Annotated in this window: 19 protein-coding genes; 5 read left to right on the top strand and 14 right to left on the bottom strand. The window is 70.5% G+C overall.

Going from position 1 to position 26,125, the window contains the following annotated elements; all coding sequences use genetic code 11:
• From AXW62_RS03945 to fmt, 6 genes are all read right to left on the bottom strand, one after another.
• Window positions 1–2,301: a TniQ family protein gene (locus AXW62_RS03945; protein ID WP_060943252.1), complete on the bottom strand. Its 2,301-nt coding sequence runs from the start codon at window positions 2,299–2,301 to the stop codon at window positions 1–3.
• Complete coding sequence (locus AXW62_RS03940; protein WP_060943251.1) at window positions 2,301–3,440, bottom strand: TniB family NTP-binding protein; 1,140 nt, start codon at window positions 3,438–3,440, stop codon at window positions 2,301–2,303. Before AXW62_RS03940 ends, AXW62_RS03945 begins: the two co-directional genes overlap by 1 nt.
• The gene (locus AXW62_RS03935; RefSeq protein ID WP_079115460.1) at window positions 3,437–6,496 is read right to left on the bottom strand and encodes a TnsA-like heteromeric transposase endonuclease subunit; all 3,060 of its coding nucleotides are present in this window, start codon (window positions 6,494–6,496) and stop codon (window positions 3,437–3,439) included. The genes AXW62_RS03940 and AXW62_RS03935 overlap by 4 nt, the downstream gene beginning before the upstream one ends.
• Before the next feature lie 230 nt (window positions 6,497–6,726).
• Window positions 6,727–8,199 carry an RsmB/NOP family class I SAM-dependent RNA methyltransferase gene (locus AXW62_RS03930; protein ID WP_060943250.1) on the bottom strand — a complete coding sequence of 491 codons (1,473 nt, stop codon included), beginning with the start codon at window positions 8,197–8,199 and terminating at the stop codon, window positions 6,727–6,729.
• Between the two features lie 43 nt (window positions 8,200–8,242).
• The gene (locus AXW62_RS03925) at window positions 8,243–10,183 is read right to left on the bottom strand and encodes an ABC transporter ATP-binding protein (RefSeq protein WP_060943249.1); all 1,941 of its coding nucleotides are present in this window, start codon (window positions 10,181–10,183) and stop codon (window positions 8,243–8,245) included.
• Window positions 10,184–10,270: 87 nt separating this feature from the next.
• A complete protein-coding gene (gene fmt / locus AXW62_RS03920; protein WP_060943248.1) occupies window positions 10,271–11,203 on the bottom strand; it encodes a methionyl-tRNA formyltransferase in 933 nt (310 codons plus the stop codon).
• Window positions 11,204–11,500: 297 nt separating this feature from the next.
• Between fmt and AXW62_RS03915 the strand changes: the two genes are divergently transcribed.
• The gene (locus tag AXW62_RS03915) at window positions 11,501–12,016 is read left to right on the top strand and encodes a hypothetical protein (RefSeq protein WP_030826658.1); all 516 of its coding nucleotides are present in this window, start codon (window positions 11,501–11,503) and stop codon (window positions 12,014–12,016) included.
• A 195-nt stretch (window positions 12,017–12,211) separates the two neighbouring features.
• Here AXW62_RS03915 and AXW62_RS03910 read toward each other — a convergent pair whose 3' ends face one another.
• Window positions 12,212–14,386, bottom strand: coding sequence for a primosomal protein N' (locus AXW62_RS03910; protein WP_060943247.1), 2,175 nt, complete (start codon window positions 14,384–14,386; stop codon window positions 12,212–12,214).
• A gap of 202 nt (window positions 14,387–14,588) precedes the next feature.
• Between AXW62_RS03910 and AXW62_RS03905 the strand changes: the two genes are divergently transcribed.
• Genes AXW62_RS03905 through AXW62_RS03890 form a run of 4 tightly spaced genes read left to right on the top strand, consistent with a single transcriptional unit; the run spans window position 14,589 to window position 19,677 of the window.
• Window positions 14,589–15,878 (top strand): NsdA family TPR-like regulatory protein, encoded by a 1,290-nt coding sequence (locus AXW62_RS03905; RefSeq protein WP_060943284.1) that lies wholly within the window; start codon window positions 14,589–14,591, stop codon window positions 15,876–15,878.
• Window positions 15,879–15,893: 15 nt separating this feature from the next.
• Window positions 15,894–16,631 carry a toll/interleukin-1 receptor domain-containing protein gene (locus AXW62_RS03900; RefSeq protein ID WP_060943246.1) on the top strand — a complete coding sequence of 246 codons (738 nt, stop codon included), beginning with the start codon at window positions 15,894–15,896 and terminating at the stop codon, window positions 16,629–16,631.
• Window positions 16,631–18,568 (top strand): nSTAND3 domain-containing NTPase, encoded by a 1,938-nt coding sequence (locus AXW62_RS03895; RefSeq protein ID WP_060943245.1) that lies wholly within the window; start codon window positions 16,631–16,633, stop codon window positions 18,566–18,568. The genes AXW62_RS03900 and AXW62_RS03895 overlap by 1 nt, the downstream gene beginning before the upstream one ends.
• Window positions 18,565–19,677 (top strand): SdpI family protein, encoded by a 1,113-nt coding sequence (locus AXW62_RS03890; protein WP_060943244.1) that lies wholly within the window; start codon window positions 18,565–18,567, stop codon window positions 19,675–19,677. Before AXW62_RS03895 ends, AXW62_RS03890 begins: the two co-directional genes overlap by 4 nt.
• 73 nt (window positions 19,678–19,750) lie before the next feature.
• On the opposite strand, the gene metK is transcribed toward AXW62_RS03890, so the two are convergent.
• From metK to AXW62_RS03855, 7 genes are all read right to left on the bottom strand, one after another.
• Window positions 19,751–20,974 carry a methionine adenosyltransferase gene (gene metK, locus AXW62_RS03885; protein WP_060943243.1) on the bottom strand — a complete coding sequence of 408 codons (1,224 nt, stop codon included), beginning with the start codon at window positions 20,972–20,974 and terminating at the stop codon, window positions 19,751–19,753.
• Between the two features lie 301 nt (window positions 20,975–21,275).
• Entirely contained in the window at window positions 21,276–22,484 is a 1,209-nt protein-coding gene (gene coaBC / locus AXW62_RS03880) for a bifunctional phosphopantothenoylcysteine decarboxylase/phosphopantothenate--cysteine ligase CoaBC (protein ID WP_060943242.1), read from the bottom strand.
• 151 nt (window positions 22,485–22,635) lie between these two features.
• A complete protein-coding gene (gene rpoZ, locus AXW62_RS03875) occupies window positions 22,636–22,896 on the bottom strand; it encodes a DNA-directed RNA polymerase subunit omega (RefSeq protein WP_020867048.1) in 261 nt (86 codons plus the stop codon).
• A 58-nt stretch (window positions 22,897–22,954) separates the two neighbouring features.
• Entirely contained in the window at window positions 22,955–23,521 is a 567-nt protein-coding gene (gene gmk / locus AXW62_RS03870) for a guanylate kinase (protein WP_060943241.1), read from the bottom strand.
• Window positions 23,522–23,559: 38 nt separating this feature from the next.
• Complete coding sequence (locus tag AXW62_RS03865) at window positions 23,560–23,883, bottom strand: integration host factor (protein WP_009713618.1); 324 nt, start codon at window positions 23,881–23,883, stop codon at window positions 23,560–23,562.
• 204 nt (window positions 23,884–24,087) lie between these two features.
• Complete coding sequence (gene pyrF / locus AXW62_RS03860) at window positions 24,088–24,939, bottom strand: orotidine-5'-phosphate decarboxylase (RefSeq protein WP_060943240.1); 852 nt, start codon at window positions 24,937–24,939, stop codon at window positions 24,088–24,090.
• Window positions 24,936–26,045, bottom strand: a complete 1,110-nt coding sequence (locus AXW62_RS03855; RefSeq protein WP_060943239.1) for a quinone-dependent dihydroorotate dehydrogenase — start codon at window positions 26,043–26,045, stop codon at window positions 24,936–24,938. Before AXW62_RS03855 ends, pyrF begins: the two co-directional genes overlap by 4 nt.
• Window positions 26,046–26,125: the final 80 nt, after the last annotated feature.

The raw sequence follows: 26,125 nt of genomic DNA, 5'->3' as shown, positions 1-26,125 counted from the left end.
CTACCGAAGGGTGCGTCGTCCGCAGCGTCGTCGGGGAACTTGTTCTCGTTCGAGAATGTTTCGGACGGTTGCCTTGCACATCCCCGTGGCATCGGCGATGTCTTGGAGGGACTGGTCAAGTTTGGTGTAGCGGTGAATGACTTCTTCGGTCAGATGCGTGTACTGGTGGCGGGGAGCACGGGGGCGGATTTCCACGCCGAGGCGGCGGAGCTCGGTGAGGATGGTCTGATGCCCGCCACCGACTTCACGGGCGATCTCGGCTACCGATCGGCCGGACAGATACAGCTGGCGCCACTTCTCGATGCGGTCGGCGACGATGTCGTGCCGACTGAGCGGATGCCGGTCGATAATGCAGCGGATGTGGGCCGCGCTGGTGCCGAGGGCCTTGGCGACGCCGGATGCACTCGGGGTGCCCGTCAGGAGCAGCACGTGCACCTGACGGGGAGTGACGCTCTCCAGAGTCGTCCCGGCCAGCCGCGAGGTGTCCAGATCCGCTGGGATCGAAGGCGCCCATGACAATGGTTCGGTGATGTCGTGCTCAGCAAGGAGTGTGTAGCAGCAGCGTGTGAGTGCCTCGGTCTCCGACGGGTGGAGGTCGAAGGTGAACTGCGGATACTTGCGTGGCTTGTCGTCGGGGATCGGCGTTGTGGGGGCGGGCATCATCCTCACGGGGCTGCCAGTGAGTCGTTGGTAGATCCACCTGTTGGCGTGGTGCACGAAGGAGTTTGCGGGGTAGTTGTGGCCTGCATTTCTCCTGATACACGTCCATTCGTCGAGGGTGATGAAGTCCCTGCGCTTTCCGAAGATCTTCCGGCGTCGTGCGTAGTTGATCGGGGAGCCGTCGCTGTCCAGCAGGTCGGCAAGCAGGGTCAGGGTCCGAAGGATCTCGGGGCCACTTTCATGGGTGTGGAGGGTGTCCACTGTTCGGGAGAGGGTCTTCATCTGCAGGTTCGTGCCCAGCATGTCCATGGCTTGGCGCAGGTTGACCCAGGCTCCGACCTGCAGTGTGCTGACCGCGAGGGCCTGTTGGACCGTGGCCCAGCGCAGGTTTCCGCTGAAGGACTGCGGCATCATCCGTAGGGTCCAGGTGTCCCACAGGCTCGCCGGCATCTTCTGCGCTCTGGCCTGTGGTAGGTAGAGCCCCTTGGCGGGGCGTCGGGGTCGCCCTGTGGTGCTGCGGTAGTGTAGGCGTACCGCCCGGCGACCTTGGCTGCGGTGTACCGCGCCGAGGACGAGGGCGACGAGCTCGGGTGATACCTCCGAGCTCCACTGTTCGATATCGCAGTGGGCGATGCCGCCTCCTGCTTCCTGCAAGCGGTCGGTGAACCACTCGAGGCGCTCCACGGGACGGTCCGCGTCCCAGCCGCTCAGGCCGTCGAAGGCCGCCGAGAGAGCAAGGCCGGCTGCTGCGGCGTCGGTGGGTGCTACCCATGAGCCTCTCGTGTGTGGAGCCCGGCGGCCGCCTCCGTAGCTGGTGAGCGGGGCCTGACGGTAGGCGTGACAGGCGCGTACCAGCTCATCGTCGCCCCAACGGGCGAGGTCGTCGTCGTGAGCGCAGGTCAACACGCGGAAGGCCAAGGTCCGCAGGTCCGCCAGGACCTGCGCGATGGCAATGTGCTTGCTGCCGTAGACGCCGGCAAAGGCTGTCGTTGTCTCGTGCTCTTCCTCGATCAGTTCGTTCAGCTGTCGCTGTGTCCCAAGAAGGGGGCTGTCGGTGGGAAGCTGTGGGGTGGTTGTTTCGCGGAGGTCGTACCTGCAGCGTTCTCGCGGTGCGTCGCGTGCTCGCGTGGGACAGATTCCCAAAGCGGGTGTGGTTCCCGTGTAGTGGGCCGTGCTGCGGGGGATCTGACCGCATGCCGGGCAGGTATCCGCCAGGAGCATGTGATGGCGTGTGCAGGCGAAGGTGAAGGCCAGACGCCACGACAGCTGCCAGCGTCCGCCGGATTCCTTCAAGCACTGGGGACAGTAGCGGGACCCGCATGCCCTTCCCCACAACCGCCGCCTGTCGACGCTGGGGCGTTGGGGATCGATGAAGAGTGCTCTGCCGTGCCAGCGTTCCAATGTCATGCGCTGCAGAACGTCCGGAGCAACGCCGGTGGCCACGGCAAGATGCTCACGCTCCGTGGGCCTCAGGGCGATGGCCCACCGTGGATTGGAGAAACGCTGTCCGCCAAGTCCCAGTGCGTCGGCGACCTGGGTCAGTGGGGCCCTGCTGCTGGACGCCAGGGCTTCGAGCCAGCTGTCCAGTGCCTCCCCTGCCACAGGCTCGGTCCGCAGGGGGATCGTGCGCACCGGGCCCATCAGCCGCGGGCTACCTTGGTGGTTGCGCTGCGGCCTGCGGTTGTCTTGGACGTCCAGCGTCGGGCCCGCAGGGACGCTTGTAGCTGTTGGCGAGCCTTCTCAGAAGCAGCGTCGATCGTGACGCTGTTCAAGAGGTCCTCATCGAGCCGTTCGGTGCCGGTCCTTATTGCCCGCTGACAGCCGCGGTTGACCAGTGTCATCAGGGAGCCGATGTGTCCGGTGGTGCGGGCATAGAAATAGTCCGACAGCTCATCTGCCAGCATGCCGGGGAACTTCTCCGCGAGCACGATGCGCTTCTCCAGCCACAGCATAAGGTTCCGCCACTCACGGCGACGCTTGTCATCGTTCACCGCGAACGGCCCCATCGTGAGGGGTGTGGTGCGGCGGGCTGTCTGGGCAAGCGTGACGTCGCCGCCCTCGTCCGCCTCGGAGTACAGGCCTCGGCTGGCCAGTTCGACACCCACGAAGATCAAGGTCACGGGGAACTCGTTGGCGATGTACTTGAAGTGGTTACTGACCTCCCGGCCGTTGCGGCCCGACCACCTCAAGAAGTGCAGATCGTCGATGATCAAGACCTTGGTCTCGCAGTCAAGGACACAGTCCAGCGCCCGCTGCAGGAATTGAGCGCCCGTCCCCCTGAAGCGGGCCGGGTGGGCGAAGAACTCCAAGATGGCGCGGTTGAAGTCCTTCATGCCGACGTTGCTGGTCAAGCCCACTCGGCATACTGGCCACCGTTCGTGGCCGGCTTCGGTGAACTCGCCCTCTTCCCCGATCTCGCGCAGATGGAATTTCTGTGCGAAGTGCAGCACGGCCGTCGTCTTTCCCAGACCCGGAAACGCATCGACCGCGATCGCCCCTTTGGGCTTGTCGCCGTCCTGGACGTTGCTGTCGACGATGTCCCACAGGTCCTCTTGCAGTGCGGCCAATTGCGGAGTCCGGATGGGCCCGAGATTGGCGTGCCAGTTGCGTCGCTGCCGGTCATAGGCGGCGCGTGCCGCGGCACCAAGCGCGGCGAGGTCTGCCGCCGTGAGTGCATCGGGCTGGATACGCGGTGGCGCCTGCGCCAGCTGGCGAAAACCTTCCTTACGGGAGAGCGTCAGGTTGTCGAGCCGTGGCCGCTCGCTCCTCGGCTCGCTCACGCGTCCTCCAGGGCGTCTGCATAGAAGTCGTCCTCGTCACCGGGCCCCTCGCCATGGGGGTCGGGGCCGTCGAGTTCGTCGTCATCGTCGTCATCACCGGCCAGCTGCCCCTCATACAGCCCCGCTTCCTCCTCTTCCTCCTGGTCGGCCGTGGAGCCGGCTGCCAGGACCCGTGCCACGGACGGCAGCGCGGCGACCTCGTCGGCGGCATCGGTGGAGGGAAGCTCGATGGCGGGCTGCTCCCGTGCCATCCGCAGGGCGATCCGCCGCTCGGACATCGTCATGCCCAGCCCGAGGTTCCAGCGCTCCAGCAGCTCAGCCACCGCGCTCTCGTCGTCGGGGTAGCGGTACTTGTGCGCGGCCATCCGCCGGGCCAGCTCCAAAGCCTCCTCGCTGACGGGGAACTTCGCAGCTGGTGCATGTTCCCAGGTCAGCGTGTGCCACTTACGGGTTTCGGGGTGACGGAAGAAGACACGGCTGATGTCGTCGGGATCGATCTGGATGGGCCAGCGCCCCTTGGCTCGCGGTCCGGTGTAGGGGCTAGTCTGATTGCGTAGCCCGTTGAGCCCGGGACCGTTGTAGCGGCAGCTGCGGATCTCCACGCCGTAGTGATGAATCGGTCGCCAGTCCGTCTTGAGGAACTCAAAGCCCAGATCCCTATCGCGCGGGACCTCGACGTATCCGGCGCGGGCGATGCCGTGGTCGAACATGACCGCCGGAGACAGATCCAGCCCCGGCACGCGCGGATCGACGAGACCATCGTGGGGGCGGTGGTGGTAGATCACGGCGACCCACTCACGGATGATCGCCTCCAACTCGTTGAGGAAGAAGAACGCCTCCCCCTCCGGGTTCACACCCCGTGCGTAGATGTCCGGCCCCTTGTAGCCGGGTAGCGTCTCCAAAAGTCCCTCGCGCAGAGTCCGGAAGAACCGCTCAATGGGTCCTTTGTCGCGGCCCGTGCGCAGGCGGGCGGGCTGGATGGAGATGCCCAGCCGCTGGCAGACAGAGGTGATGTGCTCAGAGACGTAGACCTTGCCGTGATCGACCACCAGCGTCTCCGGAACGAGCGCCGGCCCCGCAGCGCCCTGTCCTGTCACCCTGGCTGCCGCGTCCGCCATCGGGCCCTCGATCGCGTCCCGGTCCAGCAGAACCGTGCGGGGGATGCCGTGGTCGGGCCAGACCGCATGGCGTGGCCAGTCCTTCCCCGCCGGGCCGGGGCGATAGGTCTGAAAGAGGGTTGCGGCGACATCGACGGCCTTGGTGGACACCGGGGTGAGCCGCAGCCCGGTGACGCACCTGTCATACCAGTCCATCGCGACGGTCAGCTCCGGCTGCACCCAGCGCAGCGTCAAGGGATCCATCGCGAAGACATCGAGCCGGTTGGTGTCCATCAGCAGGTACTCGCCCGGCCGGGTCGGCCGCAGCTTGCCGTACACACCGGACGGGCGGGCGGCGATGTCCCGGTTCCTCTTCGCGCTCAGCCGGAACGTCGGTCGCCGCTTCTCCAACTCGCTCAGCCACCGGTAGGCCGTCGCCCGTGCGGGGATCCGCACCTCGCCCTTGCCAAAGCGAGCCTCCAAGCGAGGGCGCATGCTGCGGATGACCTTCGCCTGGCTCGGAGTAGACGCCTCGGTATGCTCCGCCATGATCTCCAAGGCCATCTCGACCCACCGCGGATCGGCCCGCCCCACACCCCCCGCCTCCGCCGGCCGCTCCGAAAGGCCGCGTGTCAGTGCGGCTTCCCGCTCATGGTGGAACGCGCTGACCCACCGCTTGACAGTGCGCAGGCCCACTCCGAGTTCATCTGCTTTGGCCTGGTAACGGGCCATCTTCGGGGTGCCCGGCGCGTACTGTGGGCGCGGTTCCCCAGGCGCCGCCAGCTCAGGAGAGCCGGACCTATAGCCACAGATGACCTCGTTGAGGTGAGCCGCCCGTTCACGGACCCTCTCCAGTTCGCCCTCATCGAGCTGGGCCAGAACCACCGAGGCCACCTCCCCCGGGTCGTCCGACGCCGGTCCCGGCTCCTCCGCGATGACACTTCCGCGACCGGAGGTGAGGATCTCCCTCAGAGAGAGGCGGAATCTGCGGCCGCGCCCATCCTTGACGAGGATCTCATTGCCCGCAGCAGCCCCGAACATTTCCTCGACCGTGACGACTTCACCGTCATAGCGAAACCGTGTCCCCACCCCGACACGTACCGCGCCTTTCCCGCTCATCCGTCCTGTCCTCCTTCGGACTGCGCCTGGGTGCGGCAGGTTCGCTTCGCTCACCCGGCCCTTGGGCTCCGCAACAAGCTGACGAGGCGTATCCAGTACCGCCCCCAGTACTGAGGCTCGGCCTCGGTGCAGCACATGCCGCTTGGACAGGACCTCACTCAGATCTGTGGAGAAGTCCTGTGACCACAGCAGATGCAGCACACTCGCTCGCACCAGTTCGGGCGGCTGGTGTGGGAGGCACCGAAACGCCTCGCCCAGAGTCGCCCCATCGAGGTCAGTGCTGCGCAACTCTTCCAACAGGTCCGGGGCGAAGAGCCAATCGCGTCGATAGCCAGCCAGGAATCGCACATTGGCCAACTCCTCCTCCGGCGGCTCACACCAGACCTGATAGTCCCAACCGCATGCCTCCACGGTCTCTCGGGCCCAGCCGAGCGAAAACGCGATCTTGGGACGTATGAGCAGCTCGCGGGGCTTGACGTCCACCACCAAAGGAACCCGACCCTCGCGGAGGATCAGAAAGTCCGGCACGTGACGCCGCACCTTCCCGTCCACCTCCGCAGTGATCAGAAAAGGCTGGGCGAAGACGGTACGCTCGTCACGCGAAAAGTCTGCATACAGCAGGCGCGTAAGCTCCAACCTCGACTCGTAGATCACGTGAGCACGCATCGTCGAGGACCAATATGTCCCCGAATAATGCTTCTGTCCGTGACGCCAGCGGAACGTCCGCCACGGAGTCAAGGTCTCCAGGTCATTGATGCATGCGTGAGGCCAGGCCGACGGCACGATCGCACCATCGGCACGGCGCATGCTCACTGAGACAGATCCGGCGGCACCAGACATGCGACTCCCGAGGACGCGTGTGCGGTGGGCCGACGGCGCGAGCCGACGACTCCGTAGCTCGACGGTCACACGGGAGCCCAGGGCCGGTACAGGGGGGCGCTTGAAATTTCACGACCCCAGGCGAACCAACGGACGCCCGTTCGTCTCACTTTCGTGGCCCATGGGCCAGACAGGGGCCACTGGAAATGAGAAAAGGTCACTCACTCTGAGACGCTACAGCCGGCGGCCGGTCAGCCGGTGCGGCGCAGCAGCGCCAGGTACATGGCGTCCGTGCCGTGCCGGTGCGGCCACAGCTGGACGTCGGGGCCGTCGCCCAGCTCGGGCACCCCGGGCATCAGCGGACGGGCGTCGATCCACTCCGCGCCGGCGGCCGGGCCGCCGCGCCCCTTGAGGACGTCCTCGACCACGGCCCTGGTCTCGGCCGGATGCGGGGAACAGGTCGCGTAGCCGACCACCCCGCCGATCCGCACCGCGGCCAGCGCCTCCCGCAACAGCCCGCGCTGCAGCGGGGCGAACCCGTCGAGGTCCTCCGGGCGGCGCCGCCAGCGGGCCTCCGGGCGGCGGCGGAGCGCCCCGAGGCCGGTGCACGGCACGTCCACCAGCACCCGGTCGAAACCGCCCGGCCGCCACGGCGGCCGGGTGCCGTCCGCGGCGATCACCTGGTACGGACCCGGATTGCCGGCCAGGGCCCTGGCCACCAGCCGGGCCCGGTGCGGCTGCTTCTCGGCGGCCAGCAGCCAGGCGCCGCGCTCGGCGGCGAGCGCGCCGAGCAGCGCGGCCTTGCCGCCGGGGCCCGCGCAGCCGTCCAGCCAGCGCCGGTCCTCCCCCTCCAGCGGAGCGTTGGCCAGCGCGAGGGCCACCAGCTGGCTGCCCTCGTCCTGCACCCCGGCGCGGCCCTCGCGCACCGCCTCCAGCGCCCCGGGCTCCCCGCCCTCGGTGAGCCGCACCGCGTACGGGGACCAGCGGCCCGGCACCGCGGCCCCCTCGCCCACCGCGGCCAGCAGCTCCCCGGTGGTGGACCGGCCGGGCCGGGCGACGAGGGTGACCTCGGGCCGTTCGTTGTCCGCGGCCAGCAGCTCCTCCATAGCGGCGCTGCCGCCGCCGAGCGCGTCCCACAGGGCGGAGACGACCCAGCGCGGATGCGAGTGGCGAACGCCCAGATGCGCCTCGGGATCCTCGTCGTAGGGCGGGGCGACCCGCTCCAGCCAGCCGTCGAGGTCATGGGTGGCGATCCGGCGCAGCACGGCGTTGACGAACTTGGCCCGTCCGTCGCCGAGCACCACCCGGGCCAGCTCGACGCTCGCGGAGACGGCGGCGTGTGTGGGGATCCGGGTGCCGAGCAGCTGGTGGGCGCCGAGGCTCAGCACATCGAGCACCGGCGGATCGACCTCGCGCAGCGGCCGGTCCACGCATGCGGCGATGATCGCGTCATAGGTGCCCTGGTGGCGCAGGGTGCCGTAGACCAGCTCGGTGGCGAGCGCGGCGTCCCGGGTGTCGAACCGCGGCCCGCTGCCGGCCTCCGCGCTCTCCCGCGCCTTGCGCAGCAGGGGCGGGAGAACGAGGTTGGCGTACGCGTCCCGCTCGTCGACCGCCCGCAGCGCCTCGAAGGCGAGGATCCGCACGGGGTCCTTCTGCGGACGGCGGTAGGGCTTGCCTGGCCGGTTCGGGGCGGTGGGACGGCGACGACGGGACTGGTCGGTCACGGGGAATGTGCTCCGGGGGACGGATCGGGCTGAAGGGTCCAGCCTACGTCGCCGGGGTCTTGGCGGTCGCGGGGCCACCGGGCCCGGCCGTCCCGTCGGCGGCGAACTCGTCCCGCACCGCCGCCGACTGCTCGAACTGGGTGCGGTACAGCTCCTCGTAGCGGCCTCCGGCGGCCAGCAGCGCGCTGTGCGTACCGCGCTCCACGATCCGCCCGTCCTCCACGACGAGGATGAGGTCCGCGGCCCGCACCGTGGACAGCCGGTGGGCGATCACCACCGCGGTGCGGCCGTCCAGCGCCTCGGCGAGCGCCTCCTGCACGGCGGCCTCCGAGGTGGCGTCCAGATGCGCGGTGGCCTCGTCGAGGATCACCACCCGGGGGCGGGCCAGCAGCAGCCGGGCGATGGTCAGCCGCTGGCGCTCCCCGCCGGAGAGCCGGTAGCCGCGTTCGCCGACGACGGTGTCGAGCCCGTCCGGCAGGGCCGCGATCAGCCCCTCCAGCCGGGCCCGGCGCAGCGCCTCCCACAGCTCCTCGTCGGTGGCCTCCGGCCGGGCCAGCAGCAGATTGGCACGGATCGAGTCGTGGAAGAGGTGGCCGTCCTGGGTGACCATGCCGAGGGTGGCGCGGATCGACGCGGCGGTCAGGTCGCGGACGTCCACGCCGGAGAGCCGTACCGCGCCCCCGTCGACGTCGTAGAGCCTCGGCAGCAGCTGCGCGATGGTGGACTTCCCGGCGCCGGAGGAGCCCACCAGGGCGACCATCTGGCCCGGTTCGGCGCGGAAGGACACCTGGTGCAGGACCTGGACGCCACCGCGGGTGTCCAGGGTGGCGACCTCCTCCAGGGAGGCGAGGGAGACCTTGTCCGCGGCCGGGTAGCCGAAGTCGACCCGGTCGAACTCGACGGACACCGGCCCCTCCGGGACCTCCGTGGCGTCCGGCTTCTCGCTGATCAGCGGCTCGAGGTCGAGCACCTCGAAGACCCGCTCGAAGCTGACGAGCGCGCTCATGACCTCGACCCGCGCCCCGGCCAGCGCGGTCAGCGGCGCGTAGAGCCGGGTGAGCAGCAGCGCGAGCGAGACGACCGCGCCGGGGTCGAGCCGCCCGTGCAGCGCGAACCAGCCGCCGAGGCCGTAGACCAGGGCGAGGGCCAGGGCGGAGACCAGGGTCAGCGCGGTCACGAAGGACACCTGGACCATCGCGGTCCGCACCCCGATGTCCCGCACCCGGCGGGTCCGCGCGGCGAACTCGGCGGACTCCTCCGAGGGCCGGCCGAAGAGCTTGACCAGCGTCGCCCCGGGCGCGGAGAAGCGCTCGGTCATCTGGGTGCTCATCGCGGCGTTGTGCGCGGCCGCCTCGCGCCGCAGCCTGGCCAGCCGTCCGCCCACCCGGCGCGCGGGCAGCAGGAAGAGCGGCAGGAGCAGCAGCGTCACCAGGGTGATCTGCCAGGAGATCCCGATCATCACGGCCAGGGTGAGCAGCAGCGTCACGATGTTGCCGACCACCCCGGAGAGGGTGTCGCTGAACGCCCGCTGCGCGCCGATCACGTCGTTGTTGAGCCGGCTGACGAGCGCGCCGGTGCGGGTCCTGGTGAAGAACGCCACCGGCATCCGCTGGACGTGGTCGAAGACGGCGGTGCGCAGATCGAGGATCAGCCCCTCGCCGATGTTCGCCGACAGCCAGCGGGTCAGCAGCCCGAGCGCCGCCTCGGCCACGGCGATCGCGGCGATGAGCCCGGCCAGTCCGAGGACCGTGTCCTGTCCCGAACGGTGGACGATCGCGTCCACCACCCGGCCGGCCAGCAGCGGCGTCGCCACCGCGAGCACCGCCGTGACGGTGCTCAGCACCAGGAACAGCAGCAGCGGGCGGCGGTGCGGGCGGGCGAAGGCGCCGATGCGGCGCAGCGTCTCGCGGGAGAAGGGCCGCCGGTCGTCCGCGGCATGGGCCGTCCGGTAAAGGGATTGCCAGGCGGTCGCCTGCATGTCCATCACGTACCTCCGAGGTCTCGTGAGGAACGTAGAACCTCAACTAAGGTTGAGGTCAACTCCGCCGCCCCGGCGTGCCGGCGGTCCCGCTCAGGCCCCGAGCCGCTCGCCCTCCGCGATCCGCACGCCGCGCGCCCAGTCCGCCGCGGGCATCGGCTTCTTGCCCTGCGGCCGCACCCAGGTCAGCTCGACGGCGTGGCTGCCGGTGCCCACGTACACCGCCTTCTTGGTCGCGGCCAGCCGGCCGGGCTCCAGATCCGTACGGTCCGCCACCGGCCGCGCCGAGACGACCTTCAGCCGCTCCCCCCGGAAGGTGGTCCAGGCGCCCGGGGCGGGGGTGCACGCCCGCACCAGCCGGTCGACGCGCAGGGCGGGGGCCGTCCAGTCGATCTCCGCGTCCTCGACGGTGATCTTCGGGGCGAGCGAGACGCCCTCGGCCGGCTGCGGCACCGGGCGCAGGGTGCCGTTCTCGATGCCGTCCATCGTGGCCTCCAGCAGCCCGGCACCGGCGAAGGCCAGCCGGGTCAGCAGATCGCCGCTGGTGTCGGTGGCCCGCACCTCCTCCGTCACCACCCCGAACACCGGCCCGGAGTCCAGCCCTTCCTCGATCTGGAAGGTCGAGGCGCCGGTCATCTCGTCACCCGCGAGCACGGCGTGCTGCACCGGGGCCGCGCCCCGCCACGCCGGGAGGAGCGAGAAGTGCAGATTGACCCAGCCGTGCGCCGGGATGTCCAGCGCGGCCTTGGGCAGCAGCGCGCCGTAGGCCACCACCGGGCAGCAGTCGGGCGCGATCTCGCCGAGCCGGGCGAGGAACTCCGGATCGCGCGGCCTGGCCGGCTTGAGCACCTCGATGCCCGCCTCCTCGGCCCGCTCGGCGACCGGGCTGGCCACCATCCGGCGACCGCGCCCGGCGGGCGCGTCGGGACGCGTCACCACGGCCACCACCTCGTGCCTCTCCGACGCGATCAACGCGTCCAGAGCGGGCAGGGCGACCTCGGGGGTACCGGCGAAGACGAGCCTCATGGGTGGCGAACTACCTCTCGACAGCGGATACGGCGGGACGTCGCGGACAGGGGGAAGTCTATGGTCCGCCGGCTGAGGGGGCGTACGAGCGGACTCCCGCACGCCCCGGACCGTGACCGACGGGCGGGTGCCGCGTTGGTCAAGGCAGATTGACCGCATCGGGCCGCTGTCGCGGCCCGATGCGTTTCCCGCCGTCCGTCCGTCCCCAACTCACCCGCATCAGCCCCCTCCCTCCCCTCACCGTCACCCCCATCCCCCCCACATTCCCCCGTCAACGCCGGTTCGAGAGGCTTGTACATGGCCGACCACGCAACTCATGACGCCCAGGCACGGGCCAGCCTGCACCTCCTGGTCCGGGACATCGAGCGGGTTCGCCGACAGGTGGACGCGCTGCGCACGCTCACCGCCCAGCTCGGCAACGTCTACCGCCCGCGGCGCACCGGCCCGTCCGCCGGTTTCGTGGTGTACGGACGCGCCCCGGCCCCCACCGTGCGGCTCGCCCAAGAGCTGCGGGACAGCGTCGAGACGCTGGTCACGGCGGCGGTCGACTTCGATCGCTCGCTCGGTTTCTCCTGGGACGCGGTGGGCTCGGCCCTCGGCGTCACCAAGCAGGCGGTGCACCGCCGTTACGGCGCCCGCCGGGCCGCCGCGCAGAACGCGTCCGAGGGCGGCGAGACGTCCACGGGCCGCTCGGCCGAGCCCGCCGGCGTCCCCTCGGTGCCCGCCGCGCGCACGGTCCCGCCGCGGTCGACGCCGTCGGTCCGCGAGGATTCCCGGCCCGGCACCCTCCCGAGCCCCCGGCCCCCCTTCTGAGGGCTCGCCTCGCCCAGGACGCGCGGTTTTCGGCGGCTCCCGGTAGGAGCGGCCCCCGGTGCGGGAGGACGCGCGGCGTTCCGGGACCCCGGCTGGTGAGGGTCCGCGGTGGCCCACGCGGCATCCGAAGCCCCGTGGCGTTCACAGACCCACGGCGTTCAAGAGCCCGCGACGTTTCGAGACCCCGCGGCGGACTCAGCCGATGTCCAGGGGATCCACCCGTACCGCGGGGTCCCTCTCCCCCCGGGCCAGGCGGCGCGCCTTCGCCTCCTTGAGAGCCGCCGCCAGGGCGCTGCCCTGGCCGGGCCGCACCCGGAGCAGCGCACGCTCCCAGAGCTCGCCCGGCGGCGGGTCTCCGGGGCGGCGCGGGCGGCCGGGGGGCACCGGGGGAAGCGGCACGGGGCCCAGCGTCTCGGCCCCCTCGGGCAGCCCGGCCGAGGCGATCAGCTCGGCCACCGCCTCCGCGGGCCCGGTCACCGCCGCCATCCGCGAGATCGGCGGGAAGCCCAGCTGGGACCGTTCGGCCAGCTCACGCGCGGCATAACCGGCCGGGTCCCAGCGCACCAGCGCCTGGACGGGCCGCAGCGTCGGCTCGGCCATGATCACCACGGTGCCGCCCCGGCCGCTCTCCCCGTCCCCACCGCCCGCGCCATGGCCGCGGACCAGCGACGCCGCCTCCAGCCAGTGGTGCAGCGCGTCCTCGCCCGCGCGCAGATCGGGGCGGCCGAGCAGGGCCCAGCCGTCGAGCAGCAGCGCCGCCGCGTAACCGCCCTCCGCGACCGGCTCGGCGCCCGGTGTGGAGACGACGAGCGCCGGACGGTCCGGAACGGAGGTGAGCACATGGTCACGGCCGGAGGTGCGGACGGGAACGGCTGGGAAGGCCCGGCCCAGCTCCTCGGCGGTGCGCCGGGCGCCGACGACGGACGCCCGCAGCCGCACGCCCCCGCATGCGCCGCAGTGCCAGGAGGGTTCGGCCCGCCCGCACCATCCGCACACCAGATGGTCCGCGTCCCGCGCCTCCAGCGGACCCGAGCAGTGGGCGCAGCGCGCGGGCTCCCGGCAGCGCTCACAGGCCAGCTTCGGCACATAGCCCCGGCGCGGCACCTGCACCAGCACCGGGCCCCGGGTCAGCGCCTCCCGTACGGTCTGCCAGGCGAGCGTGGGCAGCCGGGCGGCACGGGCCTCCGCGTCCCGGGCCACCTCCCCCTCGTCGACGGTACGGATCAGCGGGGCGGCGGCCCGGACCTGCTCACGGTCGGCTTCGAGCGGCCGGGCCCAGCCGTTCTCCACCAGCTGGGCGGCCTCGACGGTGCGGCCCAGATCGCCCAGCAGAAAGCCCGTCCGCTCGTGGACGGCGCGCAGCAGCAGCACATCGCGGGCGTGTGGCTGCGGCAGCCGGTCGTCGCTGTGGCTGCGGTCCCCGTCGTCCCAGATCCCCACCAGCCCGAGGCCCCGGACCGGTGCGAACATCGCCGCCCGGGTGCCCACCACGGCCCGGACCGAGCCCCGGCTGACCGCGAGCCAGCGGCGGTAGCGCTCCTCGGGCCCGAGGTCGGCGGTGAGCAGCACATGCCGCCCCGGACCGCCGAGCACCTCCAGGAGCGCCGCGTCCACCCGCGCGGCGGTCCGCCCGTCGGGGACGACGACGAGCGCCCCGCGGCCGGAGGCGAGCGTGGCGGCCACGGCGGTGGCCCACTCCCACGGCCAGTGCGGTCCGGGCAGCGCGGTCCAGACGGCCCGCGGCCGGTCCCCGCCCGCGAGCGCCTCCAGGAACCCGGGCCCGGCCGGATAGCGCGCCCAGCTCCCGGGCGCGGGCACCGGCGGCGGGGGCAGCGGCGGCGGTGAGGGCTCGGCCTCGGCGCGGGCGTTGCGCTTCGGCACGGCCAGCTGCAGCACATCGGCGAGCGATCCGGCGTACCGGTCGGCGACCGCCCGGCACAGCGCCAGCAGCCCCGGCCCCAGCACCGGCTCCGGGGAGACCACCTGCGCGAGGGCGGCCAGCGGGCCCCGGTACTCGGACTCGGCGACGCGCTCGATGAGGTATCCGTCGAGCAGCCCGCCGCCCTCGCGCCGCCCCTCGCGCACCTTCCCCGTCCCGGCCCCGAACCGCACCCGCACCCGCACCCCGGGCCGGGCCTCGGCGTCCATCTCGGCGGGCACCGCGTAGTCCCACAGCTTGTCGAGGTGGACCGGCCCCTTGTCGACGAGCACCCGCGCCACCGGCAGCTCCCCGGCCAGCGCGGCCCCCCGCCAGGTCCGCGGCTTGGCCCGCTCCACCTTGGCCTTGCGCACGGTCTCCCGAATGAGCGCGAGCTGCTCGCCCTCCGACGGCTCCGCCGGGTCCCTCGGCCGCTCGTTGTCCCTGCTCACAGCTTCAGTCCTATCAGAAGCCGCCGACAGGGACGCGGCGTAGTGCTGCCGCTCGGCCATCTCGACAGGCCGAGCCGATTGCACTTGCCTGCTAAGAGGAAACGGGAAACCCCCCATTTCGCCTTGTTCCGCGGTGCTGCCTGGCCGCAACCTGACACGCGGCGGCCGCTGGCTGCTCCGGCGGACGGTCACGGAGGTCGATGTGCTGGAGCAGTCTCACGAGTTCGGGCGAGAGCTACGCAGGCGACGTCTCGCGGCGGAGCTGTCGCTGGAGCGGCTGAGCAAGTTGGTGCACTACAGCAAGGGCCAGCTGAGCAAGGTGGAGCGTGGACTCAAACGCCCCACACCGGAGCTGGCCAGGCTCTGCGACACGCAATTGAAGGCCGGAGGCGCGCTGGCGGACCTGGTGCCCAACCAGACTCCGATGGCCCGCGCCGTACCAAAAACCAGCCAGGACGGTGAGGTGTGGTTGATGCGCCTAAGTAAAAACGGATCGAGCTCCTTCCGGCGGATGGACCGCCGCCAGGTCATCGCGGCGGGGGCGTCCTCCTTCCTAGCGATGGGAGTCGATGGCATTCGTCTATCGGCCGAAGCCGGCGGCATGAGCCTGGTCGACGCGTCTAGAGCGTTATTCATCCAGTTCCGGCAGCTCGGCCAGGCCGCGGGGCCGGGCGCGGTGCTACCGCCGCTCATTGCGCAGACCCACTCCTTGGAGCAGTTGGCGTCTCGCTCGGGGCCTCGCGCACGACACGAGTTGCTGACTCTCGCGTCCCGGTATGCCGAGTACACCGGCTGGATGGCGCAGGAGTCCGGGAACGACGGAGCCGCGCTGTGGTGGACGGACCGGGCGGTGGCGCTGGCGACGGCGTGCGAGGACCAAGGTCTCGCCACGTACGGCCTTGTCCGCCAGGCCCTGATCAGCCTTTTCAGCGGTGACGTGGCCAGGGCCATCGCGCTGGCCGAGGCCGCGCGGGACAGCAACGCACCACCCCGTGTCCAGGGCCTCGCCGCCCAGAAGCTGGCTCAGAGCCATGCCGTCGCCGGCGACTACACGGCCTGCATGCGCAGTCTGGACCTGGCCCGTGAGCTGCTGGCCATCGACGCCAGGGAGCAGGAAGCGCCGGTGATCGGCACCTCACAGCTGACCGACGTCGTGTCCATGTTCACCGGCTGGTGCCTGTACGAGCTGGGACGCCCCCAGCAAGCAGCCGAGACCCTGGGCAAGGAGACGGTCAAGCTCCCGGAACACGCCCTGCGCGCCCGGTCCCGGTACGGCATCCGCCTCGCTCTGGCGCATGCGGCGGCGGGGGAAGTCGACCACGCCTGCGAGCTGACACGCGGTCTCCTCGGCTCGGTCGGGCTCGTCCATTCCGCCACGATCGGAGCCGATCTGCGTCGGCTCGCCAGGGTGCTGGGACGCCATCCGCGTAACGCCTCCGTGCGCGCGCTCAGCCCGGATCTGTCCGCTGTTCTGACCACCACAGCTGCCTAGGAAGGACCCAGCACCGTGGAAGAAGTGTTCATCAACTACCGCACCAAGGACGGAAAAGAAGCCGCCTTCATCTTTGACGAAAAGCTCTCGGCACGGTTTGGGACCGAGAGTGTGTTCCGCGCCACCAAGTCCATCGATCCCGGCGCCAACTACATCGACACCATGCTGAGCGGCGTCCGGAGGAGCAGTGTCCTGCTCGCGCTCATCGGAGAGCAGTGGCTGGACGCTCCGGACCGCAAGCGCGCAGGACGCCGGGCACTGACCAATCCGGACGACTGGGTGCGCCGGGAAATCGAGGAGGCGTTCGCCCATGGGGTGCTCGTCGTCCCTGTCCTCCTCGGACGAGGAGTCGAGCAGTTGGATCCACGACGGCTGCCGAAGTCGCTCGGCAAGCTCGCCGAGTGCCAGTACGAGCGGTTTTCGCTACGCAGCCCGGAGGCCGATATCAACCGGCTGGCCGACCGTCTTGTCAAACAAGTACCGAGGCTGGCCGACCTCGACAAGCAGGCGGCCGCCCCAGACCTCGCGCATGAGACCGGTACGAACCATCACGATCAGCACGGCGGCGTCGGAACGGTCCACGGGACGCTCGGAACGTTCGTCCAGGAGTCCTACGGTCCGCTTCACACCGGAAGCGGACACCAGCAGATCAACAAGCCACAGTTTCACGGCGAGAACACCAACTACGTCGCCGGGGACAACCATGGCAGCGTCCAGTTCGGGACCGCCCGCCGCCGCGGGGACGACCAGTGATGCATGAGGCCACCAGCACCTACGTCCATGAGGCTCATGGGACCACGCATACGGGCGACGGCAACCAGTACATCTATTACATCAGCGCCGCGTCGGCACGGGTCGGGGCCCGGGGCAAGGACCCTCACACCATCGCCCAGGACCAGCTCGACAGCCTCTCCCTCCGCTTCGTCGCCCCGAAGGGCTTCGCACAGGCTCGCGGCCTTCTGCTCCAGCACGGCAGCGTCCTGCTCTCCGGCCCGCCGGGCAGCGGGCGGCGGACGGCGGCGCTCATGCTGCTGCACCAGCTGTCTGACGACTCCGGCGGAATTCACGAACTCGACGTCGAGGACGAAGCACCCTTCCTGGCCGGTCATGCCGTCCGCGAAGGCGAGAGCATGCTGCTGGACCTCTCCGAGATGGATGGAATCCGCTACAGCACGCTACAGAACGAGCTCTCCGGGCTCCGGTCCAAGGTGCAACAGCGCGGATGCCGACTCGTGATCGTGCTGCCCCAGCAGATCGATCAGACCCGAGGAGCCGAATTCCTGCCGTTCACCGCCGAAGTCGAACAGCCGGACGCAAATGATCTGCTCATGCGCCATCTGCGAGTCGGCGGTATCCGCCCTGCCCTCACCGAACTGGCGTCGCCCGAGCTGGCTCGGTACACGGCGGCAGCGGGAGCAGGGGAGCTGGCGAGACTGGCCGACCTCATACGGCGCGCCAAGGAGGACGGAGAGCCCACCGACTCCTTTGCCCAATGGGCCCAGAAGGCCCTCGCCGCACTGACCGACCGGGGCAGCGAAGTCGCGGCGCGCGTCGCATCTCTGGGGGATGGGCGTCAGCGGGCCCTGCTCCTGTCCCTGGCCATGTTCCACAAATCCACGCCCGACACCGTCTTCCGGGGCGCGACCTCTCTGCTCACCGTGGTGGGTCACCCGGATCACGAGAGCCCCCGACTGAATCGCACCGATCTGGCTCGGCAGTTCACGGAGATTGGAGCCACCACCGGCCCGGACGGGCGGGTTCGCTTCGAAACCTGGGCTTACGACTCGGCAGTCCGCGCCCACTTCTGGACATACTTCCCAGACTTACGGAACGAGTTCCGCCGCTGGGTACGGGACTGCGTGCACTGGCTCGACCAGAGCACCCGCACCGCGCTGATCGGACGGTTCGCAGAGCAAGTTTTGCGGACCGGCCGTCCGGAAGACCTTTGGTGGCTGGCCGAGCAGTGGACCGGAGCGGACTCCACGGGGGATGTACTGGCGGACGCGACTCAGGCACTGGCCGAAGGGCTCCGGCACGACCGGTTCGGCCATGTCTTCCGCCGTAAGATCTACTTTTCCTCCCTCGTCGCCGATCTGCCCAGATGGCGAAGGCACGCCCTCATCACTGTCTGCTCCAAGGTGATGGCCGTCCGTCACCCCGATCAGGCGCTGGTGCGACTGCACCACCTGGCTCGCCGGAAGAACGGAACCGGCAAGGACCGGGCCCAGGACGAGTTGCTCACGCTCGCACGGAGCGACAGTCGGCTCTTCCGTCTGCTGCTGGAACGCATCGACATCGAGCGCTACTCCGCCGACGCCGATATCTTCCTGGCTCTGGCCGACACCGCCTCCCGCACTCGCGCACTGTACGTGACCCTGGCAGTACGACACGTACTCACCAGGGGCTGGGCAGCCTTGATGCGAGCACGCCCACGTGAGACGTGGCGAGAGCCCGTCGAAGCCTGGTTGGACGCAGCCGGAGCGGCGGCCACGCACCGCGAGGCGCTGCTGGATGTACTGGTCGGCGCCTGCGAACAACGCACGGACGCTTTCAACCGGCTCTATGTCATCTCGCGGAATTGGGCCTCGGCCTCGTCCACCGATTGGGCCGCGCGCCAACCTCTCGCCCACCGCTTCGTACAGAAGATCGATGCCGCCCAGGGCATCCAGACCGAGGAGACTGTGCCATGAGTTCCGGTCACAAGACGATGACAGGTTTCCTCACCGTGATCTGCGGCTTGATCCTGGCCATCGTCGGCCTGCTGATGAACTGGCCCCTATGGGTCTGGACCGTCATCGCCGTGCTACTCCTGACCGGCTCAGCGCTGACCGCCAGAGCGGTGGGCCCGTCCCATGGACCGATTCCCCCGGACCGCACGCTGGAGCCCGATCTGCCCGTTCCTGAGCCGGAGCGTTGGGAGTGCGTGGTGAGCGAGGTGGCTCTGCCCAGCGCCGTGCCCGACTACGACTTCCTGTTCTCCGCCACGATCCGCTGGTGCCCCGGCCACTCCTCAGCCGATGCTCCATACGTCAACCCGGGTGCGCTCGCCGTCGACGCGGTACTCGATCGGGCTCGGCGCATCACCGCGACGCAGCCCCCGCACCGGAGCTCGCTCGCCCAGCACCAGCTCAATGGAGCGCTGGGCACTATGGCGGCGGACTCCACCGGGAGAGTGAAGGCGCTGGCCGAGGACGTCACGCTCAGGCTCACCGAGGCTGATATGGAGCGCCTGCGCAAGCTTTCCACCGTGCGGAAGGACGAAGAGGTCTGGGAGCACGAACGCAATTACGAGCGCAATAAGCGCGCGTACCTCGGCGAGGACGTGTTCAAGGACCCTGGAAGCGCCGTCGTGTGGTGGATGGCGAAGAACGACGACCACATCGAGAAGGCCGTCAATCTCATCGGCCCGCTGGCGCAGCTGTCGTCAGCGGCGAACAACACGGAGATCCCCGAGCGATTCCGGCATCTGGTGAGCGATCTCCCACCAGAGCGAGAACCGGCATGGGGCGAGAGCCGCCCCGCGCCCGACGACCTGTTCTACGACGGCTCCTTCCACACCACACGTGGGTTCGAGGAAGCAAGTGTGGCGGATCTATTCGAACGGGCGATGGACCTGCTGCGGCTGGATGAGGACTCCGATGGCCGAGCGATGCTCGGGCGACGGATCGCTGACGCGTTGCGCGCCCAAGGCTTTGCGGACATCGCGGAGGAGGTCAGACAGCGCTTCGACGAACCTCCACCTCCACCCGAGCCGGACCTGGGCCCTGGCACTTTCGGCTCTGTCGGCGAGACGGCTTGACGCGGGCGAAGGCCCACCACGCCGCAGGGACGTGGCGGGCCTTCGCCGAGGTGTCGTGGTATCCGGCCGGGCCTTACAGGCCCGCCGCCGCGCGGAGGGCGTCGACGCGGTCGGTGCGCTCCCAGGTGAAGTCGGGGAGCTCGCGGCCGAAGTGGCCGTAGGCCGCGGTCTGGGCGTAGATCGGGCGCAGCAGGTCGAGGTCGCGGATGATCGCGGCCGGGCGGAGGTCGAAGACCTCGGAGATGGCCTTCTCGATCTTCTCGGCGTCGACCGCGGCGGTGCCGAAGGTCTCGACGAAGAGGCCGACCGGCTCGGCCTTGCCGATGGCGTACGCGACCTGTACCTCGCAGCGCTGGGCGAGGCCGGCGGCCACCACGTTCTTGGCGACCCAGCGCATGGCGTAGGCGGCGGAGCGGTCGACCTTGGAGGGGTCCTTGCCGGAGAAGGCACCGCCGCCGTGGCGGGACATGCCGCCGTAGGTGTCGATGATGATCTTGCGGCCGGTGAGGCCGGCGTCGCCCATCGGGCCGCCGATCTCGAAGCGCCCGGTGGGGTTGACCAGCAGGCGGTAGCCCTCGGTCTCCAGCTTGATGCCGTCCTCGACGAGCTCGTTCAGCACGTGCTCGACCACGAACTCCCGGATGTCGGGGGCCAGCAGCGAGTCCAGGTCGATGTCGGAGGCGTGCTGGGAGGAGACCACGACGGTGTCCAGCCGGACCGCCTTGTGGCCGTCGTACTCGATGGTGACCTGGGTCTTGCCGTCCGGGCGCAGGTAGGGGATGGTCCCGTTCTTGCGGACGTCGGACAGACGGCGGGAGAGCCGGTGCGCCAGGTTGATCGGCAGCGGCATCAGCTCGGGGGTCTCGTCGCACGCGTACCCGAACATCAGGCCCTGGTCGCCGGCGCCCTGCTTGTCCAGCTCGTCGCCCTGTTCCCCTTCGGCGGCGCCCTGGACCCGCAGCTCGTAGGCGGAGTCCACACCCTGGGCGATGTCCGGGGACTGTGCGCCGATGGACACCGAGACACCACAGGAAGCGCCGTCGAAGCCCTTCTTCGACGAGTCGTAGCCGATCTCGAGGATCTTGTTCCGGACGAGCGCCGCGATCGGGGCGTACGCCTTGGTGGTCACCTCCCCGGCCACGTGCACCAGGCCGGTGGTGATCAAGGTCTCGACGGCGACCCGGGAGGTCGGGTCCTCCTTGAGGAGGGCGTCGAGGATGGTGTCGCTGATCTGGTCGGCGATCTTGTCGGGGTGACCCTCGGTCACGGATTCCGAGGTGAACAGGCGGCGGGACACATCGCTCCCTGGGGTTGCAGCGGCTGCTGGCTGATCATGGTCGGAACCGCTCGGGGGCTGCGCCCGGTGCGGCTCCTGGGCCAGTTTATCCGGCACGTCCACCGGTCAATCATCCCCGTCCCACAGAACGGGCAGGCCGTGTCCGGGAAACATACCTTGACCCGAGCGGAAAAACAGCCACGCCGCCGGATCGGTCACGTGTCATGAGCCCGATCGGCCGCTCCCGCGGGCTCGCCCCCGGCCCCCCGCCGCCGGACCCGCCGGGCCGCCGCCCGCGGTCCGGCGGGGCACGGGTGCGGGCTCATCCCAGACGGCGGGCCACCAGATCCCAGACGGTGTCGGCGAGGGCGCCCTTGGGGCCGTACGGCACGGGAGTCTCGGTGCCGTCGTCGGCGAGCACCACGGCCTCGTTGGTCTCGGCGCCGAAGGTCTTGTGCTCCCCGACCTCGTTCACCACGAGGAGATCGCAGCCCTTGCGGGCGAGCTTGGCGCGGCCGTTGGCGAGCACGTCGTCGGTCTCGGCGGCGAAGCCGACGACGATCTGGCCGGGGCGGGCGCGCTCGGCGGAAAGCTCCGCGAGGATGTCCGGATTCCGTACCAGGGAGAGCGGCTCCGGCTCCTGGCCGTCACGCTTCTTGATCTTGCCCTCGGCGTAGCGCGCGGGACGGAAGTCGGCGACGGCGGCGGCCATCACCACGGCGTCGGCGTCCGCGGCGGCCTTGAGCACGGCCTCCCGCAGCTGTGCCGTGGTGCCCACGCGCACCACATCGGCACCGGCCGGATCGGGCAGCTCGCTGTTGGCCGAGACGAGCGTCACCCGCGCGCCCCGGGCGACGGCGGAACGGGCCAGGGCGTACCCCTGCCGGCCGGTGGAGCGGTTGCCGAGGAAGCGCACCGGGTCCAGCGGCTCGCGGGTGCCCCCGGCGCTCACCACGACATGGCGGCCGGCCAGATCGGGGGTGACCGCCTCGGCGCCGCGGGCCAGCACCCGGCGGCAGACCTCGAAGATCTCCCCGGGGTCGGGCAGCCGTCCCTTGCCGGTGTCCACCCCGGTGAGCCGCCCCACGGCGGGCTCGATGACGATCGAGCCGCGGCGGCGCAGGGTCGCCACGTTCTCCTGGGTGGCCGGGTGCTCCCACATCTCGGTGTGCATCGCGGGCGCGAAGACGACCGGACAGCGCGCGGTGAGCAGCGTATTGGTGAGCAGGTCGTCCGCCAGCCCGTGGGCGGCCCTGGCGAGCAGGTCCGCGGTGGCGGGGGCGATCACGACCAGGTCGGCGGACTGGCCGATGCGGACGTGGGGCACCTCGTGGACGGAAGTCCAGACCTCGGTCGCCGCCGGCTGTCCGGACAGCGCCGACCAGGTCGCCTCGCCGACGAAGTGCAGCGCCGAGCCGGTCGGTACGACCCGTACCTCGTGGCCCGACTCGGTGAGGCGGCGCAGCAGCTCGCACGCCTTGTAGGCGGCGATCCCGCCGCTGACCCCCAGGACCACCTTGGGCTTGTCCATCGCTCGGCTCTCCCCACCGGTACGTCGTACGCCGTACGTTGTACGCCCCGTTACGGTACGCCCGGTCGCGGTGCGCCCGGTCACCTCACGTATCCCATGACACACCACGGGCCCGGCATCGCTGCCGGGCCGGTGGTGGGCGATCCGGAACCTACTGCGCCGGGCCCTCGATGGCCTCGGAGGTCAGCAGGCCCGCGTTGATCTCGCGGAGCGCGATCGAGAGGGGCTTCTCGTGGACGTGGGTGTCCACCAGGGGGCCGACGTACTCGAGCAGGCCCTCGCCGAGCTGGGAGTAGTACGCGTTGATCTGCCGCGCACGCTTGGCCGCGTAGATCACCAGGCTGTACTTGGAGTCGGTGGCCTCGAGCAGCTCATCAATCGGAGGGTTGATGATCCCCTCGGGCGCGGTCATGGGAGAGGACACTCTCTAGCCTTCCTTATTTCGCCTCATGGCAGGAGTGAATCGAAGATCAAGCCACTCGCGTCAAGGCTAGCAGCTCGTTCGCCACGTCCTCGACGGAGGTGTTGACCAGGGTCGTATCGAACTCGGACTCGGCAGCCAGCTCGGTCCGCGCGGCCTCCAGCCGCCGCTCGATGACCTCGGGCGCCTCGGTCCCCCGGCCGGTGAGCCGGCGCACCAGCTCCTCCCAGCTCGGCGGCGCGAGGAAGACCAGCCGTGCCTCCGGCATGGAGTCGCGGACCTGCCGGGCGCCCTGCAGATCGATCTCCAGCAGCACCGGCTCGCCCGCGTCGAGGCGGTCCATGACCGCCTCGCGCGGGGTGCCGTAGCGGTTGCCCGCGAATTCCGCCCACTCCAGCAGCTCACCATTGGCGATGAGCTTGTCGAACTCCCCGTCGTCCACGAAGAAGTAGTGGACGCCGTCCCGCTCACCCGGGCGCGGCCGGCGGGTCGTGGCGGAGACCGAGAGCCAGACCTCGGGGTGTTCCTTGCGCAGATGGGCGACGACCGTGCTCTTGCCGACCCCGGAGGGGCCGGAGAGCACGGTCAGTCGCGGTCGTGCGGAGTGTGCTGCCATGCAGCGATTATCCAGGTTCCCGGGAGTGCCTGGAAACGTCAGCCGGCGGCGCCGCCGAACTCACGCTCGAGCGATGCGATCTGGTTGGAGCCCAGACCCCGCACACGACGGCTCTCGGAGATGCCGAGCCGCTCCATGATCTGCTTGGCGCGGACCTTGCCGACGCCGGGCAGGGACTCGAGGAGAGCGGACACCTTCATCTTGCCGATGACGTCGTTCTCCTGGCCCTGCTTGATGACCTCGTGCAGGGACGCGCCGGAGTGCTTGAGTCGATTCTTGACCTCGGCGCGCTCCCGGCGAGCCGCGGCGGCCTTTTCGAGCGCGGCTGCGCGCTGTTCAGGGGTAAGGGGCGGAAGAGCCACGCCTACGTCACCTCGGATGTCGAACTGTCGGATATGGACCGGTGAGGAACCTAGTCGCCCCTCACCTGGGGAGCAACGCGCAACGCAAGCGCGCGTTCGCTCTCGTCGGAGACTAGCGGCCCATTCCGCTCCAGTCAGCGAGAACAGACGAAAAGTCCTGGTCAGACTCGCTCGACTCAGACATTTACGGACAAAGTAACTGGGTTATTCGGCCACGGCACGCACTTCCTCAGCCATTCGGGACGCGGCCTCGACCAGCGACGCGGCGTCCGGGCCGTGCCGGAGCACCCCCCTGCTGACGCTCGGAACGACGTTCCGGACCGCCGGGCCGAAGACCGCCGGAAGATCGGCGGGGGTCGCGCCCTGGGCGCCGATGCCCGGGGCCAGCAGCGGCCCGTCGATCGCCAGATCGGCGCCCGCCTCCCCGGCCGCCCCGCCCAGCGTCGCCCCGACGACCGCGCCGTAGGAGCCGAGGCGGCCCCCGGCGGCCTCGGCGGCGTTCTCGGCCTTGAGCGAGGCCAGCACCGAGGCGGCGACGGTCGTCCCGTCGGGCCGGACCGCGTGCTGCACCTCGGCGCCCTCCGGGTTGGAGGTCAGGGCCAGGACGAAGACGCCCGCCCCGGCGGCCCGCGCCGCGTCCAGCGCCGGGCGCAGCGAGCCGAAGCCGAGGTAGGGGCTGACGGTGACCGCGTCGGAGAACAGCGGGCCGGAGGGGTCCAGGTAGGCGGAGGCGTACGCGGCCATGGTCGACCCGATGTCGCCGCGCTTGGCGTCCATCAGCACCAGCGCCCCGGCGGCGCGGGCGTCGGCGACGGCCCGCTCCAGCACCGCGACGCCCCGGGAGCCGAACCGCTCGTAGAAGGCCGACTGCGGCTTGAGGACGGCGACCCGCTCGGCGAGGGCGTCCACGACGGTCCGGGTGAACCGCTCCAGACCGGCCACGTCGTCGCCCAGGCCCCAGTCGGCGAGGAGGGAGGCGTGCGGGTCGATGCCGACGCACAGGGGGCCCCGGGCGTCCATGGCGGCGCGCAGGCGGGCGCCGAAGGGGGTCGTCATGCGTTCTCCTTGTGGGCGTCCGCCCCCACCGCCTCGGCGAGGGTGGCGTACGGGCTCGCGGCCAGGCGGGCGGCCAGGCCGCGGTGGATCTCACGGCACCAGAACGGGCCCCGGTAGATGAAGCCGCTGTAGCCCTGCACCAGCGTGGCACCGGCCAGGATCCGCTCCCACACGTCGTCCGCGGTCTCGATCCCGCCGACCCCGACCAGAGTCAGCCGGTCCCCCACTCGGGCGTACAGGCGGCGCAGCACCTCAAGGGAGCGCGCCTTCAGCGGGGCGCCGGACAGACCGCCGGTCTCGGCGGTGAGCCGGGAGGGGGACGCCAGGCCGAGGCCGTCCCGTGCGATGGTCGTGTTGGTGGCGATGACGCCGTCCAGGCCGAGCTCGACCGCGAGATCGGCGACCGCGTCCACGTCCTCGTCGGCGAGGTCCGGCGCGATTTTGACCAGAAGTGGCACCCGGCGGCCGGTGACCGTACGGTCGGCGGCCTCGCGGACCGCGGTCAGCAGCGGCTTCAGCTGGTCCACGGCCTGGAGATTCCGCAGTCCGGGGGTATTGGGCGAGGAGACGTTGACGACGAGGTAGTCGGCGTGGGGGGCGAGCCGCTCGGTGGAGGTCACGTAGTCGGCGACGGCCTCCCCCTCCGGGACGACCTTGGTCTTGCCGATGTTGACGCCGACCGCCGTGCGGAAGACCGGGCGGCGGGCCGCGAGCCGGGCCGCGACCGCCGCCGAGCCCTCGTTGTTGAAGCCCATCCGGTTGATCAGGCCGCGGTCGGCGACCAGCCGGAAGAGCCGCCGCTTGGGGTTGCCGGGCTGCGGCTGGGCGGTGACCGTGCCGATCTCGACATGGTCGAAGCCCAGCATGGCCATGCCGTCGATCCCGGTGGCGTTCTTGTCGAAGCCGGCGGCGAGCCCGAAGGGCCCGTGCATCCGCAGGCCGAGCGCCTCGGTGCGCAGCGCCGTGTGGCGGGGGGCGAGGACGGCGGCGGCGAAGGTGCGCAGGACCGGAGTGCGGGCGGCCAGCCGGATCCAGGAGAAGGCCAGGTGGTGGGCCTTCTCCGGGTCCATTCGCCGGAAGATCAGGTGGAACAGGAGCGGGTACATGCGGGGGCTTTCGGATCGCGGGGGACGGGCCGGGGGGGAGGGAGGCGGGCGGGCTGCCGTGGGGGCGGGCTCATGAAGAG

Source organism: Streptomyces hygroscopicus subsp. hygroscopicus (genome assembly GCF_001553455.1).
Taxonomy (GTDB): Bacteria; Actinomycetota; Actinomycetes; order Streptomycetales; family Streptomycetaceae; genus Streptomyces; species Streptomyces hygroscopicus.
The sequence above is the reverse complement of the archived record's forward strand: the minus strand, read 5'-3'. Positions and strand labels throughout refer to the sequence as shown.

What these genes read in the sequence shown, in the direction of transcription:
- AXW62_RS03945 (WP_060943252.1), bottom strand. Translation starts at nt 2,301, where the DNA reads ATGGGCCCGGTGCGCACGATCCCCCTGCGGACCGAGCCTGTGGCAGGG.
- AXW62_RS03935 (WP_079115460.1), bottom strand. Translation starts at nt 6,496, where the DNA reads ATGTCTGGTGCCGCCGGATCTGTCTCAGTGAGCATGCGCCGTGCCGAT.
- AXW62_RS03925 (WP_060943249.1), bottom strand. Translation starts at nt 10,183, where the DNA reads ATGGACATGCAGGCGACCGCCTGGCAATCCCTTTACCGGACGGCCCAT.
- fmt (WP_060943248.1), bottom strand. Translation starts at nt 11,203, where the DNA reads ATGAGGCTCGTCTTCGCCGGTACCCCCGAGGTCGCCCTGCCCGCTCTG.
- AXW62_RS03915 (WP_030826658.1), top strand. Translation starts at nt 11,501, where the DNA reads ATGGCCGACCACGCAACTCATGACGCCCAGGCACGGGCCAGCCTGCAC.
- AXW62_RS03895 (WP_060943245.1), top strand. Translation starts at nt 16,631, where the DNA reads ATGCATGAGGCCACCAGCACCTACGTCCATGAGGCTCATGGGACCACG.
- AXW62_RS03890 (WP_060943244.1), top strand. Translation starts at nt 18,565, where the DNA reads ATGAGTTCCGGTCACAAGACGATGACAGGTTTCCTCACCGTGATCTGC.
- coaBC (WP_060943242.1), bottom strand. Translation starts at nt 22,484, where the DNA reads ATGGACAAGCCCAAGGTGGTCCTGGGGGTCAGCGGCGGGATCGCCGCC.
- rpoZ (WP_020867048.1), bottom strand. Translation starts at nt 22,896, where the DNA reads ATGACCGCGCCCGAGGGGATCATCAACCCTCCGATTGATGAGCTGCTC.
- gmk (WP_060943241.1), bottom strand. Translation starts at nt 23,521, where the DNA reads ATGGCAGCACACTCCGCACGACCGCGACTGACCGTGCTCTCCGGCCCC.
- pyrF (WP_060943240.1), bottom strand. Translation starts at nt 24,939, where the DNA reads ATGACGACCCCCTTCGGCGCCCGCCTGCGCGCCGCCATGGACGCCCGG.
- AXW62_RS03855 (WP_060943239.1), bottom strand. Translation starts at nt 26,045, where the DNA reads ATGTACCCGCTCCTGTTCCACCTGATCTTCCGGCGAATGGACCCGGAG.